Source organism: Pontibacter fetidus, from assembly GCF_010119545.1.
Classification (GTDB): domain Bacteria; phylum Bacteroidota; class Bacteroidia; order Cytophagales; family Hymenobacteraceae; genus Pontibacter; species Pontibacter fetidus.
Genome location: NZ_JAAEAA010000010.1, coordinates 130741 through 144871, shown reverse-complemented (window position 1 = coordinate 144871; position 14131 = coordinate 130741). Strand labels below are relative to the sequence as shown.

Annotated in this window: 22 protein-coding genes; 1 reads left to right on the top strand and 21 read right to left on the bottom strand. The window is 40.7% G+C overall.

Annotated features, from left to right (window positions below):
• On the top strand, positions 1-277 hold a 277-nt coding region (locus tag GWO68_RS09695; RefSeq protein ID WP_162346238.1), incomplete at its 5' end, for an ISAs1 family transposase.
• A gap of 34 nt (positions 278-311) precedes the next feature.
• Here the strand turns inward: GWO68_RS09695 and dnaK are convergent.
• From dnaK to rplE, 21 genes are all read right to left on the bottom strand, one after another.
• Entirely contained in the window at positions 312-2174 is a 1863-nt protein-coding gene (gene dnaK, locus GWO68_RS09690) for a molecular chaperone DnaK (protein ID WP_162346237.1), read from the bottom strand.
• Positions 2175-2377: 203 nt separating this feature from the next.
• Positions 2378-2677: an FtsB family cell division protein gene (locus GWO68_RS09685; protein WP_162346236.1), complete on the bottom strand. Its 300-nt coding sequence runs from the start codon at positions 2675-2677 to the stop codon at positions 2378-2380.
• Positions 2678-2770: 93 nt separating this feature from the next.
• Complete coding sequence (gene eno / locus GWO68_RS09680) at positions 2771-4048, bottom strand: phosphopyruvate hydratase (RefSeq protein WP_162346235.1); 1278 nt, start codon at positions 4046-4048, stop codon at positions 2771-2773.
• 13 nt (positions 4049-4061) lie between these two features.
• Positions 4062-5183, bottom strand: a complete 1122-nt coding sequence (gene carA / locus GWO68_RS09675; RefSeq protein ID WP_162346234.1) for a glutamine-hydrolyzing carbamoyl-phosphate synthase small subunit — start codon at positions 5181-5183, stop codon at positions 4062-4064.
• Between the two features lie 74 nt (positions 5184-5257).
• Entirely contained in the window at positions 5258-5770 is a 513-nt protein-coding gene (gene rplQ / locus GWO68_RS09670) for a 50S ribosomal protein L17 (protein WP_162346233.1), read from the bottom strand.
• A 68-nt stretch (positions 5771-5838) separates the two neighbouring features.
• On the bottom strand, positions 5839-6831 hold the full coding sequence (locus GWO68_RS09665; RefSeq protein ID WP_162346232.1) for a DNA-directed RNA polymerase subunit alpha: 993 nt from the start codon (positions 6829-6831) through the stop codon (positions 5839-5841).
• 37 nt (positions 6832-6868) lie between these two features.
• A complete protein-coding gene (gene rpsD, locus GWO68_RS09660; RefSeq protein ID WP_162346231.1) occupies positions 6869-7474 on the bottom strand; it encodes a 30S ribosomal protein S4 in 606 nt (201 codons plus the stop codon).
• Positions 7475-7495: 21 nt separating this feature from the next.
• Positions 7496-7888 (bottom strand): 30S ribosomal protein S11, encoded by a 393-nt coding sequence (gene rpsK / locus GWO68_RS09655; protein WP_137759957.1) that lies wholly within the window; start codon positions 7886-7888, stop codon positions 7496-7498.
• Between the two features lie 10 nt (positions 7889-7898).
• Positions 7899-8276 (bottom strand): 30S ribosomal protein S13, encoded by a 378-nt coding sequence (gene rpsM, locus GWO68_RS09650; RefSeq protein WP_162346230.1) that lies wholly within the window; start codon positions 8274-8276, stop codon positions 7899-7901.
• Positions 8277-8286: 10 nt separating this feature from the next.
• Complete coding sequence (rpmJ, locus tag GWO68_RS09645) at positions 8287-8403, bottom strand: 50S ribosomal protein L36 (RefSeq protein ID WP_007654264.1); 117 nt, start codon at positions 8401-8403, stop codon at positions 8287-8289.
• A gap of 5 nt (positions 8404-8408) precedes the next feature.
• A complete protein-coding gene (gene infA, locus GWO68_RS09640; protein ID WP_162346229.1) occupies positions 8409-8627 on the bottom strand; it encodes a translation initiation factor IF-1 in 219 nt (72 codons plus the stop codon).
• Positions 8628-9401, bottom strand: a complete 774-nt coding sequence (gene map / locus GWO68_RS09635) for a type I methionyl aminopeptidase (protein WP_162346228.1) — start codon at positions 9399-9401, stop codon at positions 8628-8630.
• A 3-nt stretch (positions 9402-9404) separates the two neighbouring features.
• The gene (gene secY, locus GWO68_RS09630; protein ID WP_162346227.1) at positions 9405-10721 is read right to left on the bottom strand and encodes a preprotein translocase subunit SecY; all 1317 of its coding nucleotides are present in this window, start codon (positions 10719-10721) and stop codon (positions 9405-9407) included.
• Between the two features lie 5 nt (positions 10722-10726).
• Positions 10727-11173, bottom strand: a complete 447-nt coding sequence (gene rplO / locus GWO68_RS09625; RefSeq protein WP_162346226.1) for a 50S ribosomal protein L15 — start codon at positions 11171-11173, stop codon at positions 10727-10729.
• A gap of 1 nt (position 11174) precedes the next feature.
• Positions 11175-11354 carry a 50S ribosomal protein L30 gene (gene rpmD, locus GWO68_RS09620; RefSeq protein ID WP_187031466.1) on the bottom strand — a complete coding sequence of 60 codons (180 nt, stop codon included), beginning with the start codon at positions 11352-11354 and terminating at the stop codon, positions 11175-11177.
• 4 nt (positions 11355-11358) lie between these two features.
• Complete coding sequence (gene rpsE, locus GWO68_RS09615; RefSeq protein ID WP_162346224.1) at positions 11359-11877, bottom strand: 30S ribosomal protein S5; 519 nt, start codon at positions 11875-11877, stop codon at positions 11359-11361.
• Positions 11878-11882: 5 nt separating this feature from the next.
• Positions 11883-12233 carry a 50S ribosomal protein L18 gene (gene rplR / locus GWO68_RS09610; RefSeq protein ID WP_162346223.1) on the bottom strand — a complete coding sequence of 117 codons (351 nt, stop codon included), beginning with the start codon at positions 12231-12233 and terminating at the stop codon, positions 11883-11885.
• A gap of 8 nt (positions 12234-12241) precedes the next feature.
• On the bottom strand, positions 12242-12796 hold the full coding sequence (gene rplF / locus GWO68_RS09605; protein ID WP_162346222.1) for a 50S ribosomal protein L6: 555 nt from the start codon (positions 12794-12796) through the stop codon (positions 12242-12244).
• Between the two features lie 15 nt (positions 12797-12811).
• Complete coding sequence (rpsH, locus tag GWO68_RS09600) at positions 12812-13210, bottom strand: 30S ribosomal protein S8 (RefSeq protein WP_162346221.1); 399 nt, start codon at positions 13208-13210, stop codon at positions 12812-12814.
• A 90-nt stretch (positions 13211-13300) separates the two neighbouring features.
• Positions 13301-13570 carry a 30S ribosomal protein S14 gene (rpsN, locus tag GWO68_RS09595; protein ID WP_162346220.1) on the bottom strand — a complete coding sequence of 90 codons (270 nt, stop codon included), beginning with the start codon at positions 13568-13570 and terminating at the stop codon, positions 13301-13303.
• A 5-nt stretch (positions 13571-13575) separates the two neighbouring features.
• Positions 13576-14130 (bottom strand): 50S ribosomal protein L5, encoded by a 555-nt coding sequence (rplE, locus tag GWO68_RS09590; RefSeq protein WP_162346219.1) that lies wholly within the window; start codon positions 14128-14130, stop codon positions 13576-13578.
• Position 14131: the final 1 nt, after the last annotated feature.

Below are 14131 nucleotides of genomic sequence, written 5' to 3'. Positions count from 1 at the left end.
CTATTACATTTGCAGCTACACAAACGCAGATGCAGCAATGCTGGCAGCAGCTATCCGGGGGCATTGGGGAATTGAAAACCGGGTACATTGGGAGAAAGATGTCACGTTAAAGGAAGATAAGAACGGGGTCCGCAAGGGACAGGCACCGGAAAACCTGTCCCTATTGAAAAATATAGCCTTGAACATCGCCAGAAAATGTAGCTTCCACTCTATGAAGGATGCGATCACAGCTTTTGCCAACAAAATAACACTGATGGCTAAATACATTAGAACTTAACGACCCTGCCCTCTCAAGAGGGGTATAAAATTTCTCACTCGATCTTCTTACCGGCCATTGCCTGCTTAATAGATATCTGCATAACACGTTCTGCAAATGGACTTGTCTGCTCTTCCAGTGTATCTACTGCTTTAAGTATAGAATCTTTATCACCACTAGGCAATACATTTTTCAGATTCTGCACATTGGTTTTGGTAAGTTCAATTTCTTCAGAGGTCAGGTGTTGGCCATTTTTCTCTATAAAGCGCTCTACCTGGTAAATCATTTGCTCAGCGGTAGTACGAGCCTCTATTACCATACGGGTAGAAACGTCTTCTCTAGCGTGCGTGATCGAGTCCATCAACATCTGTTCTACCTGTTCATCTGTCAGGCCGTACTGTGGCTTTACTTCTACCTCCTGGCGCACACCGGAGCGTAGCTCAATAGCTTCCACTTTCAGAATTCCGTCCGCATTCAGAATAAAGTTCACGTCCACTTTAGGGAAGCCCGCTGGCATGGCTGGTATGCCTTTCAGGTCGAACTCTGCCAGTTTACGGTTCTCTTTCACCAGGTCGCGCTCGCCCTGGTATACCGAAATTTTCATGTTCACCTGACCATCTACAGATGTGGTATATTGTCGGCCTGCCTTGGTTGGTATTTTAGAGTTTCTAGGGATAATAGAGTCCATCAGGCCTCCCATAGTTTCGATACCCAGCGTAAGCGGCGTTACATCTAGCAGCAGAATATCTTTACGGTTACCAGCCAGTATGTCGGCTTGAATGGCAGCTCCCAGGGATACAACTTCATCCGGATTAAGGGAGTTATTGGCTTGCTTTCCAAAGAAGTTAGATACCGCTTCGTACACCATTGGCACACGCGTAGAACCACCTACCATGATCACAGCATCGATCTGCTCGGTCTGTAGTTTGGCGTCAGCCATGGCCATGCGGCAGCTTTCTATAGTTCGGGCTACAATTGGAGCAATCAGCGTTTCAAACGTATGGCGCTCTAAATGGCAATCTATAGTTCCGTTTATAGTTCCGGTATATACAGGCTGAGAGCTCAGTGTTCTTTTAGCTTCCTCGGCTTTCAGGCGCAGCTCCTGCTGCAGGTTCTTGTCTTCGTTTACCGTATCAGCAATAAGCTGGTTTTCCTGAATCCAGTGGTTGATAATGGCTCTGTCAAAGTCATCACCTCCCAGGTAAGTATCGCCGTTGGTAGAGAGCACTTCAAAAATGCCCTGGTGGATGCTCAGGATTGAAATATCAAATGTACCGCCACCCAGATCGTAGACTGCAACGGTTTTCTCTTCGTCCGGGTCAATGCCAATACCATAAGCCAGCGCTGCCGCAGTAGGTTCGTTAACTATACGCAGTACTTCCAGACCAGCCAGTTTACCGGCATCGCGGGTTGCCTGGCGCTGCGAATCATTAAAGTATGCTGGCACGGTTATAACAGCACGATTAACTGGTGTTTTCAGGGAGTGTTCTGCACGTTCACGTAACTCCTTCAATATCTCCGCCGACAGCTCGATAGGTGAATAAAACTTATCTCCTACTCTGATCTTTACCAGGCCTTCGCTGTCATCGTCGATGATCTTATAACCAAAGTAATCTTTGTGCTCACCAACATCTTTATACGACTTGCCAAGCAGGCGCTTAACCGAGTAAATAGTATTGGCCGGGTCAGTGGTCAGGTAGTCTTTAGCTTCAGTGCCAACTATAGTTTCGCCGGTTTGGGTAAAATGCACTACCGACGGCACAATTGTTCCGCGGCCCTGGTCATTTATAGCGATGGGTGTTTTATCTTCAGGATGGATGTAGGCCACCAGACTGTTGGTTGTGCCCAGATCTATACCTACTATAACTTCTTCCTGCTGAATGGAGCCAGTAGAAAGGTTTATTGCAACTTTTGCCATAGTATCTATACTTAGGTGAGGCCGCAAACTATAGTTGCAGCACATTGGCGCAAAGTTACGAATTATTTAGGCAGGGAGTAAGGGATAAGTTTAATCAGAATCTGACGAGTAATTTATAGATGTAAAGAATTACATTTCTATACAAATCAAAAGCTGTTCATAAGAACAGCTCCATTTTAAACTATAGAATCTTAATTATAGCCCTACTCTTCTTCCTTAGGCACTATAATGAAAACGTCTTCATTCGGGCGCTTCATCAGGTATTTTTCGCGGGCGTACTTTTCCAGCAAATCAGCATTTCCCATCAGGGCTTTACGGTCCTTTTCCACTTCCTCCATTTTGTGCACATAGTCTTCTCTCACATCTTCCAAATCGCTCAACTGTTTGCTCATCTGGTACTGCGTTACAAAGTCGTTAGAGTCGAAAAAGAGCATCCATACCACAAACAAAGCTGTTGTGATAAAGTAAAAGCTGCGGAAAAATTTAGGGATGCGCTTGATCATAGGAACACGTGGGCTAAAAGTACTTACACAAAAATAAGGCTGTGAGTCATATAACCCACAGCCTTAGCCATAAATATTTTCTGATATTGGATTTTAGAACTTACGGCCCGGATAGTAGGCAATTTCGCCAAGCTCCTCTTCAATACGAAGCAACTGGTTGTACTTAGCCATACGGTCAGAACGCGAAGCAGAACCAGTTTTGATCTGGCCTGTGTTAAGCGCAACTGCCAAGTCTGCAATCGTGTTATCTTCTGTCTCGCCCGAACGGTGGCTCATTACGCTCTTATAACCATGGCGCAAACCTAAGTTAATAGCGTTTATAGTTTCCGTTAGCGTACCGATCTGGTTTACTTTTATTAGGATAGAGTTAGCAACGCCCTGATCGATGCCTTGCTGCAGACGCTTCACGTTAGTAACAAACAGGTCATCACCAACCAGCTGCACATTCTTACCTATAGTTTCAGTAAGCTCTTTCCAGCCAGCCCAGTCGTCTTCTGCCATACCATCTTCAATCGAGATGATCGGGTACTTCTCCGTCCACTCTTTCCAGTAGCTTACCATGTCCGAAGACGAAAGCTTATCACCGGTAGATTTTTTGAACGTGTAAAGACCTGTAGACGCATCGTAGAATTCAGAGCTAGCCGCATCCATGGCAATCATCATATCGTCGCCTGGCTTGTAACCTGCCGCTTCAATCGCCTGCAATACCACTTCAATCGCCTCCACGTTAGACGCGATGTTTGGTGCAAAACCACCCTCATCACCTACGTTCGTAGAAAGGCCTTTTTTCTTCAGTACATTCTTCAGGTGATGGAACACTTCAGAACCCATGCGTAGCGCTTCGGAGAATGAAGGGGCACCAACCGGCATGATCATAAATTCCTGGAAGTCGATCGCGTTATCCGCGTGGCTGCCACCGTTCAGGATATTCATCATCGGCACTGGCAGCGTGTTCGCATTTACACCACCTACATAGCGGTACAACGGCATATTCAGCTCCTGCGCAGCTGCACGAGCTATTGCCAGCGAAACTCCAAGTATAGCATTAGCACCCAACTTGCCTTTGTTATCAGAGCCATCCAGTTCGATCATGATCTTATCCAGCAGGTTCTGGTCGAACACCGGGAATCCAATAAGCTCTTCAGCAATCGTGTCGTTTACGTTTTTAACAGCCTGCAGTACACCTTTACCCATGTACTTGCCTTTGTCTCCATCACGTAGCTCAACTGCTTCATGAATACCGGTAGACGCACCAGATGGTACAGCAGCACGGCCAATTACACCAGTTTCGGTAATTACATCAACTTCTACTGTAGGATTGCCTCTAGAATCGAAGATCTGTCTGGCTTTGATATCAGTGATTAAGCTCATTAGTTGTTTTGATCTATAGTTTTACTTGATTTTTACTTTGCTCTAATAATGCCACGAAGTCATCAAATAGGTACTCCGAATCGTGTGGCCCCGGCGACGACTCCGGGTGATACTGTACGGAGAAAGCCGGCTTTGTTTTCATACGCATTCCCTCAATGGTATTATCATTCAGGTTAATATGCGTCACTTCAACTTCCGGATGATTTCTCACCTGCTCCGCATCAACCACAAATCCATGGTTCTGGCTTGTAATTTCGCTCCGACCGGTAATCAGGTTTTTAACTGGATGATTTAAGCCTCTGTGCCCGTTATGCATTTTGTAAGTAGCAATTCCGTTGGCTTGGGCCAGTATCTGGTGCCCCATGCAAATACCAAACATTGGTTTAGCCTTAGCCAGTATCTGTTTTACACTAGCTACAGCCTCTTTTGTAGCCGCCGGGTCCCCAGGCCCATTCGATATAAAATAGCCATCCGGGTTCCACTTCTCCATTTCTTCAAAAGGAGTGTTATAAGGGAACACCTTTACTTCACAGCCACGCTGCATAAAATTGTTAAGGCTATTTCGCTTTACACCTAAGTCCAGTACTGCTACTCTAAACTTAACATCTTCCGGTTTAAGATCATAAGTTTCCGAAGTGCTTACCCTCGACGAAAGCTCCAATCCAGCCATAGATGGTACTTCAGCCAATCTATTACGGAGCTCATCGATATCAGTTATCTCCGACGAAACTATAGCATTCATAGCACCCTTATCACGGATGTGTCTTACAAGAGATCTTGTATCAATTTCACATATACCAACAATTCCTGCCTTCTCGAAGTACTCCTGCAAAGAGCCCTCAGCGGTTTTTCTGGAATAATGATGCGAGAAATCTTTACAAACCAAAGCACTTATCTGCACACGGTCAGATTCTACTTCCTCAGTCTGAACTCCATAGTTGCCCACATGCGAAACAGTGTTTACAACAACCTGCCCATAGTATGATGGATCAGTAAATATCTCCTGGTAACCAGTCATACCGGTATTAAAGCAAAGCTCACCACCTGATGTACCAATTTTACCTAGGCTTTTTCCTTTATAAACTGTACCATCCTCCAACAGTAGGATAGCTTCTGTAGCGGTATGTTTTTTCATTTTAAGATTTTTACAAAAATAAAAAAGGGACACGACTTACGTCATGTCCCTTTAAAATATTTTAAAGATTCAGCTTATTCAGCATCTTTAGCTTCTTCTGCAGTTGCATCAGTTTCAGCTGCTTTAGGAGCTTCTGCAGCACCTTCAGCTTTCTTCTTAGCACCACCAGCACCACGACGACGAGTTTTCTTCGCGCCAGCTGCTGCACCAGTAGATGCAAGCATATCCTCGTTGTAATCTACAAGCTCAATAACACACATTTCTGCATTGTCACCAAGACGTAGACCTGTCTTAAGGATACGAGTGTAACCACCCGGTCTGTTTGCAATCTTTGCAGATACCTCATCAAAAAGCTCCTTTACAGCTTCCTTCTCCTGAAGGTAAGCAAATACAGTTCTTCTTGAATGTGTAGTATCGTTCTTAGATTTTGTAAGAAGTGGCTCAACATACTTACGTAACGCTTTAGCCTTAGCTACTGTAGTAGAAAGACGCTTGTGCATGATAAGGGAAGCAGCCATATTTGACAGCATCGCCTTACGGTGAGCAGCAGTTCTTCCTAAGTGATTATTTTTTTTACCGTGTCTCATTATTTTGAATTGTGCACGGGCATACCGTCGATCAACCTAAATGGGATCGGGAATTATGCCGTAAGTTATTATTCTTCTTCTAATTTATATTTAGAAAGGTCCATTCCGAAAGTCAGGCCTTTATCCTGAACAAGATTCTCTAGTTCAGTAAGCGACTTCTTACCAAAGTTACGGAACTTCATCATGTCAGAGATATCCAACTGTACCAGGTCACCAAGTGTTCTGATGTCCGCAGCTTTTAAGCAGTTATAAGCTCTAACTGACAAATCCATATCCTGAAGTGGAGTCTTCAGAACTTTGCGCATATGCAACAGTTCTTCATCAACAACCTCTTCTTCTTCTGGCTTAGCAGTTTCGAAAGTCATGGTGTTATCAGAGAATAACATGAAGTGCTGAATAAGAATATTTGCAGCGCCTTTGAGAGCCTCCTCTGGGTGTATTGATCCGTCAGTTTGAATTTCTAACAGAAGTTTTTCGTAGTCAGTCTTTTGCTCAACACGAGTGTTCTCAACACTAAATTTCACGTTTTTAATTGGCGTGAAAATAGAGTCAATAGATATAAGACCGAAAACCTGGTCAGCAGCTGGCTTGTTTTCATCAGCAGGCACGTAACCACGTCCCTTCTGAATAGTAAGCTCAACTTCTAATGAGAGATTTTTATCCAGGTTGCAAATCACTAGCTCAGGGTTCAATACTTCAAAGCTTGAAGTAAATTTACTGATATCTCCGGCATAGAAAGTATCTGCACCATTGATCATTACAGTGATTTTGTCATCAATAACTTCGCTGATCTTCTTAAAGCGAACCATTTTAAGGTTCAGGATGATGTCAGAAACATCCTGCACCACACCTTCAACGGATGAAAATTCGTGCAGTACACCAGGTATGCGAACGCTAGTAATAGCATATCCTTCAAGTGAGGACAGCAATATTCTTCGCAGAGCATTACCGATGGTTACACCGTAACCTTTTTCAAGCGGCTTGAATTCAAATAAACCATGAAAGTCGTCGGCTTTTTCCATTACAACTTTCTCTGGCATTTGAAATGCTAATATTGACATACTTGCAGTGTTAAAGGTTAAAAATTGATTATGCTGCTTACTTAGAGTAAAGTTCAACGATTAACTGCTCCTGGATTTTCTCCGGGATCAGGTCACGCTGAGGTGCAGAAATAAACTTACCAGCCATTTCAGTTGCGTCCCACTCTAACCAGCTAAACTGTCTTGCATTACGAACAGATAAACTTGTTGTAATTGCCTCAAGAGATTTTGACTTCTCTCTAACAGCTATAACATCACCAACTTTTAAGCTATAAGAAGGTATATTAACTATACCACCATTTACTGTTATGTGCTTGTGCAATACAAGCTGACGTGCTGCTCTACGAGTTGGAGCAATACCTAAACGGTAAACTGTGTTGTCTAATCTTGACTCAAGAAGGATCAAAAGGTTTTCACCTGTAATACCACCTTTTCTGTGAGCTTTATCAAACAGGTTAGCAAACTGCTTTTCTAATACACCATATATGTATTTAGCCTTTTGCTTTTCAGCAAGCTGAACTGCGTATTCAGACTGCTTCTTACGACGGCCACGGCCGTGCATCCCCGGAGGATATGCTTTCTTTTTTAATGCTTTGCTTGGGCCGAAAATCTCTTCGTTGAATTTTCTCGAGATTTTGCTTTTAGGACCAGTATATCTTGCCATTTTATTTAATCTACTTTAAAATTAAACTCTTCTGCGTTTTGGAGGACGACATCCGTTGTGTGGTAATGGAGTAACATCTTTTATAGTTGTAACTTCAATACCTGAATTTTGCACAGTACGGATAGCGGACTCTCTACCTGCGCCAGGGCCTTTAACAAAAACTTCAGCTTTACGCATGCCAAGGTCATAAGCAACCTTTGCGCAATCTGAAGCTGCCATCTGTGCAGCGTAAGGAGTGTTCTTTTTAGAACCTTTGAAACCCATTTTACCAGCAGAAGCCCAAGATATTACTTGACCTGCATTGTTGGTTACTGAGATAATAATATTGTTGAAAGAAGCCTTGATATGTACCTGGCCAGTTGCTTCCACAACTACTACACGCTTCTTAGCTTTATCTTTTCTTTTCTGAGCCATGATCAATTAATTATTTAGAAGCTTTCTTCTTGTTTGCAACTGTCTTACGCTTACCTTTTCTCGTACGAGAGTTATTTTTGGTACGCTGTCCACGAACTGGTAGACCTTTACGGTGTCTTAAACCACGGTAGCAACCGATATCAAGAAGACGCTTAATGTGCAACTGAACTTCAGATCTTAAAACACCTTCAGTCTTGTGCTCAGAAGCAATAATATTTCTGATCTCATTGGACTCATCTTCAGTCCAGTCTTTCACCTTTTTGTCAAGATCCACCCCGGCTTTGGTTAAGATAGATTTTGAAAGATTACGGCCTATACCAAAGATATAGGTTAAAGCGATCTCTCCTCTTTTGTTATCCGGAATATCAACTCCTGCTATTCTTGCCATACTTTTTTAATTATCCTTGTCTTTGTTTGTATCTTGGATTTTTTTTGTTGATCACATAAAGTTTCCCCTTGCGGCGGATAACTTTACATTCAGCACTTCTCTTTTTTACTGATGCTTTAACTTTCATTGTATTTATTTATATCGATAAACAATCCGACCTTTTGTTAAATCATAAGGAGACATCTCAAGCTTCACTTTATCGCCCGGAAGAATTTTAATATAATTCATTCTCATTTTTCCAGAGATGTGAGCAATTAACTGATGCCCGTTTTCAAGTTCTACACGAAACATAGCATTTGATAACGCTTCTATAATTGTTCCGTCCTGTTCTATAGATGACTGCTTGGCCATTTATAAGTTTTTAGCTTTTTTTATATAATCAAAAGTAGTCAATACTTCTGCTTTACCTTTTCTGATAACAACCGTATGCTCAAAATGAGCAGAAGGTTTTTTGTCCCTTGTTCTTATAGTCCATCCATCATCCTCCTGAACAACATTCTTAGTTCCGAGATTGACCATTGGCTCTATTGCTAACACAAGGCCTTCTTGTAATTTTACACCTTGCCCTTTTTTTCCATAATTAGGAACTTCCGGTGCTTCATGCAAATTTCGGCCTATACCATGGCCAACCAATTCTCTTACAATGCTAAAACCATTTGCCTCAGCGTGCTGTTGAATAGCATTGCTTATATCTCCCATTCGGTTTCCTGCAACAGCCTTTTCAATTCCTTTATAAAGACTTTCTTCAGTTACTTGTAGAAGCTTAATGACATCTTCTGTAATGTTACCCACACCATGGGTATAGGCAGAATCACTATGATAACCTTTATAAAGTACCCCGCAATCTACAGAAATAATATCACCATCTTTTAACTGGTATTTCCCAGGGAAACCATGTACTACTACTGCATTTGTAGAAATACATAAACTATAAGGGAAACCATTATAGTTCAAAAATGAAGGTTGACCACCAAGATCCTTAATAAACTCAAATGCTCGTTTATCAAGTTCAGCTGTAGTGATACCCTCCTTTATAAGAGAAGCTATTTCGCCATGGGCTTTGCCTAATATCAAAGCACCCTGGCGAATTAGCTCAATTTCTTCTTCAGTTTTGTAAAATATCATTTATTAAGATACCATCGCAATATTTTCAGTTCTCCCTCTTAACTTACCTGACTTCATCATACCATCATAATGACGCATTAACAAGTAACTTTCGATTTGCTGAAGAGTATCTAATACAACACCAACCATAATTATTAGTGATGTTCCTCCAAAGAACTGAGAGAACTCTCTTGTAATACCAAACATCATTGCAATTGCAGGGAAAATAGCAACAAGAGCAAGGAATATAGCGCCTGGCAGAGTAATTCTGGTTAAAATAGCATCAATGTACTCAGAAGTTGCTTTACCTGGCTTAACTCCCGGTACAAAACCACCACTTCTTTTCAAGTCTTCCGCAATTCTATTAGGATCAACACTGATCGCAGTATAGAAATAAGTGAAAATAAGGATCAAAAGTCCAAATACTAAGTTATACTGCCAAGAAGTAAAGTCCGAGAAAGTAGAACCTATATAGTTAGCAGTTTCGCTTTGATCAGCCCATAAACCAGCGATCATAGAAGGCAGGAACATTAATGACTGGGCAAAAATAATGGGCATTACACCAGCAGCATTTACTTTAAGAGGGATAAATTGACGCTGTCCACTGTATAAAGAGCTACCACCAACTTGTTTAGCATATTGTACTGGTATTCTTCTAATAGCCTGAGTCAGCATAATAACAGACATGACAACAAAGAACAATACTGCTAATTCAAACAAGAATAGTAAAGCGCCATTCAATTGTTTTGATAAGAATTCGGCTGCAAGTGCTCCAGGGAATCTGGAAACAATCCCTATCATAATCAGCATAGATATACCATTACCTATACCTTTATCTGTAATTTTCTCACCAATCCACATACAGAAGATAGTACCTGCTGTAAGTACGATCATCGATGTAATTGTGAATAAGGTAGTATTGATAGCAATAGCTTCAGCGTTGATTGTGGCAACAAAGCCTACAGCCTGTGCTAAAGTGATAACAATGGTAAGAACTCGGGTGATCTGGTTGATTTTTTTTCTACCGGACTCACCCTCCTTCTGCATTTTCTGAAAATAAGGGACAGCAATTGTTAATAGCTGTAGTACGATCGAAGCTGATATGTATGGCATGATACCTAAAGCAAAGATGGATGCATTGCTAAATGCACCACCTAAGAAAGTATCTAACAAGCCAAATAAACCGGCAGTGTTAGCTTTTAATTGATTAGGATCAACACCAGGAAGAACAACATAAGAACCAAGTCTGAATATTGCTATAAAACCGATTGTATTGAGTATTCTAACACGTAGATCATCAATAGCAAATATGTTCTTTATTGTTGTTAAAAACTTCTTCATACAGATTAGATAGCTACTATTTTACCGCCTGCTTTTTCAATGATAGATGTAGCTGTCTGAGAGAAAGCATGAGCATGAACCTCAACTGCTTTATTTAACTCACCTCTACCCAATATTTTAACTTTGTTGCTTTTAGAAACTAATCCATGTGCTTTGAAGAAATCAAAGTTAAGAACTGTTTCACCAGTGCTCTCTGCTAAAGACTGTAGAACATCCAGGTTGATAGCTTTGTATTCAACGCGGTTTATGTTCTTAAATCCAAACTTAGGAACACGTCTCTGAAGTGGCATCTGACCACCTTCAAATCCTGATTTTTGTGAGTAACCTGAACGAGACTTAGCACCTTTATGACCTCTTGTAGAAGTACCACCTCTACCAGATCCGGTACCACGGCCAAGTCTTTTTCTAGACTTAACAGCTCCTTCAGCAGGTTGTAATGAATGTAAATACATTTTATTGCTCTTTTACTTCGATCAAATTCTGAACTTTGTTTACCATACCAGCAATCTGTGGAGTATACTCTACAGTAACTGATTTATTGATTTTGCCTAAGCCTAAAGCTTGAATAGTAAGCTTCTGGTTTTTAGGTCTGTCAATAATGCTTTTAACTTGTGTTATAGTTACTTTCGCCATGACATTAACCATTAAATACTTTCTGTAAATTAACTCCTCTTTGCTGCGCAACTGCTAATGGATCACGCATTTTTGCAAGTGCATCAAACGTCGCCTTAACCACGTTGTGTGGGTTAGATGAACCTTTTGATTTGCAAAGTACGTCTTTTATTCCGGCACTTTCAAGTACTGCACGCATTGCACCACCTGCAATTACACCTGTACCGGCAGCAGCTGGCTTAACAAGCACATAACCACCAGAGTACTTACCTTCCATTGGATGTGGAACAGTGTGATGATATAGAGGAACCTTAACAAGATTCTTCTTAGCATCATCAATACCTTTAGCAATAGCATCAGTTACTTCGTTAGCTTTACCTAAACCATAACCTACAACTCCATTACCGTCACCTACCACAACTATAGCAGCGAAGCTAAATCTTCTACCACCTTTAACAACTTTGGCAACTCTGTTAATAGCTACTACTCTCTCTTTTAGCTCGATTTCGCTAGCCTTTACACTACGTATATTGTTCTTCAACATAATATTTAGAATTTAAGGCCAGCTTCTCTAGCTCCGTCAGCCAATGATTTAACTTTTCCGTGGTATAGGTAACCTGATCTATCAAATACTACTTCCGTAATACCTTTTTCCAGGGCTTTTGAAGCAATTTCTTTACCTACTTTAGAAGCAGTTTCAACATTTGCTTTTGTAGCATCATCTAGTTTTGCTGATGAAGCTGCAGCAAGTGTTACACCAGCTACATCATCAATAATCTGTGCATAAATTACACGATTACTTCTGAAAATAGATAGTCTTGGTTTTACTGATGTACCAGCTATCTTTCTTCTGATGCTTTTCTTAATTCTTGATCTTCTTTGTACTTTATTAGCAGACATGATGATGATTATTTAGATGCTGTCTTACCAGCTTTTCTTCTTACAACTTCACCAACAAATCGGATACCTTTTCCTTTGTAAGGCTCAACCTTACGTAATGATCTGATTTTAGCAGCTACCTGACCTAAAAGTTGCTTATCATTACTTTCTAAAGTAATAACAGGTGCTTTACCTTTTTCAGTCACAGCAGTCGCTGAAATCTCAGATGGAAGAGATAAGAATATGTTGTGTGAATAACCTAATGAAAGCTCAAGTATCTGACCCTGCATTGATGCTTTATAACCAACACCCACTAGCTCTAGTTGCTCTTTATAACCTTCACTTACACCAATTACCATATTATTGATAAGTGATCTGTAAAGGCCATGCATTGCTTTGTGACGCTTCTGCTCAGTTGGTCTTTCAACTATAACCTGATTATCCTCTGTTTTTACAATGATATCAGCATCAACTAATGTAGTCAAAGAACCTTTAGGTCCTTTAACTGTAACTACATTTTTATCATCAACTGAAACTTCTGTATTGTTAGGCAGGTTGATTGGCAATTTTCCTATACGTGACATTGTCTATCCTCCTAATTAGTATACATAACATAATACTTCGCCACCAATATTCTGAGTGCGTGCTTCCTTGTCAGTCATCACGCCTTTAGAAGTTGATATAATGGCTACACCTAAACCATTCAATACACGAGGAAGCTCTTCGCTACCTGCATACTTACGAAGACCTGGCTTACTAATTCTTTCTAACTTAACAATTGCTGATTGTTTTGTTGAAGGATTGTATTTCAGAGCTATTTTAATGGTTCCCTGTACTTCAGAGTCTTCGAACTTATAGTTCTGAATGTACCCTTTATCGTACAGTACTTTTGTAATTTCCTTTTTAATGTTGCTAGACGGTATTTCAACTATTCTGTGGTTAGCTTTTATAGCATTACGCACTCGAGTTAAATAATCTGCTATTGGATCTGAGTTCATTATGAATGACTTAAATAATGATCGCTTTTTTCTAAGCGAGCCGCAAAGATAATTATTTTTTCTTTATCTATAGTATAGATATCGGAAAAATTACCAGCTCGACTTTGTTACACCAGGAATTTTACCTGCCAGAGCTAAATCTCTGAACAGTACACGCGAGATGCCAAACTTTCTCATGTAACCACGTGGTCTGCCAGATAACTTGCATCTGTTATGCAATCTGATAGGAGATGCATTCTTAGGTAATTTATCTAAGCCTTCATAATCTCCCTTAGCTTTCAATTCAGCTCTTTTAGCAGCATATTTTGCTACAGTTTTCTGTCTTTTAAGCTCTCTTGCTTTTATTGCTTCTTTCGCCATTGCTGTTACTTTTTAATGTTTGTGAAAGGCATTCCAAAAGCTTTTAACAGTTCATAACTTTCTTCATCAGTGTTAGCTGTTGTAACAAAAGTTATGTCCATACCACTTATGGATTTAATTTTATCAATGCTGATCTCTGGGAAAATGATCTGCTCTTTAACACCTAAAGTATAGTTACCTCTTCCGTCAAAGCCTTTATCACTTACACCTCTGAAGTCACGTACACGAGGAAGAGCAATAGTAAGAAGTCTGTCTAAGAATTCATACATTTTCTCACCTCTTAAAGTAACGCGTGCTCCGATCGGCATACCTTCACGAAGCTTAAAGTTAGATACAGACTTTTTAGCGATTGTAGCTACAGCTTTCTGACCTGTGATAGTCGTAAGCTCTTCTACACCAATGTCTACTAATTTTTTATCAGCTACAGCAGAACCGATACCTTTGTTAATGGAGATTTTAGTAATTTTTGGCACCTGCATTACGTTCTTATACTGGAACTTTTCTTTCAGGGCAGGCACTACCTCCTTCTGATATTTTTCTTTAAATCTTGCAGTTGCCATC

What these genes read in the sequence shown, in the direction of transcription:
- dnaK (WP_162346237.1), bottom strand. Translation starts at nt 2,174, where the DNA reads ATGGCAAAAGTTGCAATAAACCTTTCTACTGGCTCCATTCAGCAGGAA.
- GWO68_RS09685 (WP_162346236.1), bottom strand. Translation starts at nt 2,677, where the DNA reads ATGATCAAGCGCATCCCTAAATTTTTCCGCAGCTTTTACTTTATCACA.
- eno (WP_162346235.1), bottom strand. Translation starts at nt 4,048, where the DNA reads ATGAGCTTAATCACTGATATCAAAGCCAGACAGATCTTCGATTCTAGA.
- carA (WP_162346234.1), bottom strand. Translation starts at nt 5,183, where the DNA reads ATGAAAAAACATACCGCTACAGAAGCTATCCTACTGTTGGAGGATGGT.
- rplQ (WP_162346233.1), bottom strand. Translation starts at nt 5,770, where the DNA reads ATGAGACACGGTAAAAAAAATAATCACTTAGGAAGAACTGCTGCTCAC.
- GWO68_RS09665 (WP_162346232.1), bottom strand. Translation starts at nt 6,831, where the DNA reads ATGTCAATATTAGCATTTCAAATGCCAGAGAAAGTTGTAATGGAAAAA.
- rpsD (WP_162346231.1), bottom strand. Translation starts at nt 7,474, where the DNA reads ATGGCAAGATATACTGGTCCTAAAAGCAAAATCTCGAGAAAATTCAAC.
- rpsK (WP_137759957.1), bottom strand. Translation starts at nt 7,888, where the DNA reads ATGGCTCAGAAAAGAAAAGATAAAGCTAAGAAGCGTGTAGTAGTTGTG.
- rpsM (WP_162346230.1), bottom strand. Translation starts at nt 8,276, where the DNA reads ATGGCAAGAATAGCAGGAGTTGATATTCCGGATAACAAAAGAGGAGAG.
- rpmJ (WP_007654264.1), bottom strand. Translation starts at nt 8,403, where the DNA reads ATGAAAGTTAAAGCATCAGTAAAAAAGAGAAGTGCTGAATGTAAAGTT.
- infA (WP_162346229.1), bottom strand. Translation starts at nt 8,627, where the DNA reads ATGGCCAAGCAGTCATCTATAGAACAGGACGGAACAATTATAGAAGCG.
- map (WP_162346228.1), bottom strand. Translation starts at nt 9,401, where the DNA reads ATGATATTTTACAAAACTGAAGAAGAAATTGAGCTAATTCGCCAGGGT.
- secY (WP_162346227.1), bottom strand. Translation starts at nt 10,721, where the DNA reads ATGAAGAAGTTTTTAACAACAATAAAGAACATATTTGCTATTGATGAT.
- rplO (WP_162346226.1), bottom strand. Translation starts at nt 11,173, where the DNA reads ATGTATTTACATTCATTACAACCTGCTGAAGGAGCTGTTAAGTCTAGA.
- rpmD (WP_187031466.1), bottom strand. Translation starts at nt 11,354, where the DNA reads ATGGCGAAAGTAACTATAACACAAGTTAAAAGCATTATTGACAGACCT.
- rpsE (WP_162346224.1), bottom strand. Translation starts at nt 11,877, where the DNA reads ATGTTGAAGAACAATATACGTAGTGTAAAGGCTAGCGAAATCGAGCTA.
- rplR (WP_162346223.1), bottom strand. Translation starts at nt 12,233, where the DNA reads ATGTCTGCTAATAAAGTACAAAGAAGATCAAGAATTAAGAAAAGCATC.
- rplF (WP_162346222.1), bottom strand. Translation starts at nt 12,796, where the DNA reads ATGTCACGTATAGGAAAATTGCCAATCAACCTGCCTAACAATACAGAA.
- rpsH (WP_162346221.1), bottom strand. Translation starts at nt 13,210, where the DNA reads ATGAACTCAGATCCAATAGCAGATTATTTAACTCGAGTGCGTAATGCT.
- rpsN (WP_162346220.1), bottom strand. Translation starts at nt 13,570, where the DNA reads ATGGCGAAAGAAGCAATAAAAGCAAGAGAGCTTAAAAGACAGAAAACT.
- rplE (WP_162346219.1), bottom strand. Translation starts at nt 14,130, where the DNA reads ATGGCAACTGCAAGATTTAAAGAAAAATATCAGAAGGAGGTAGTGCCT.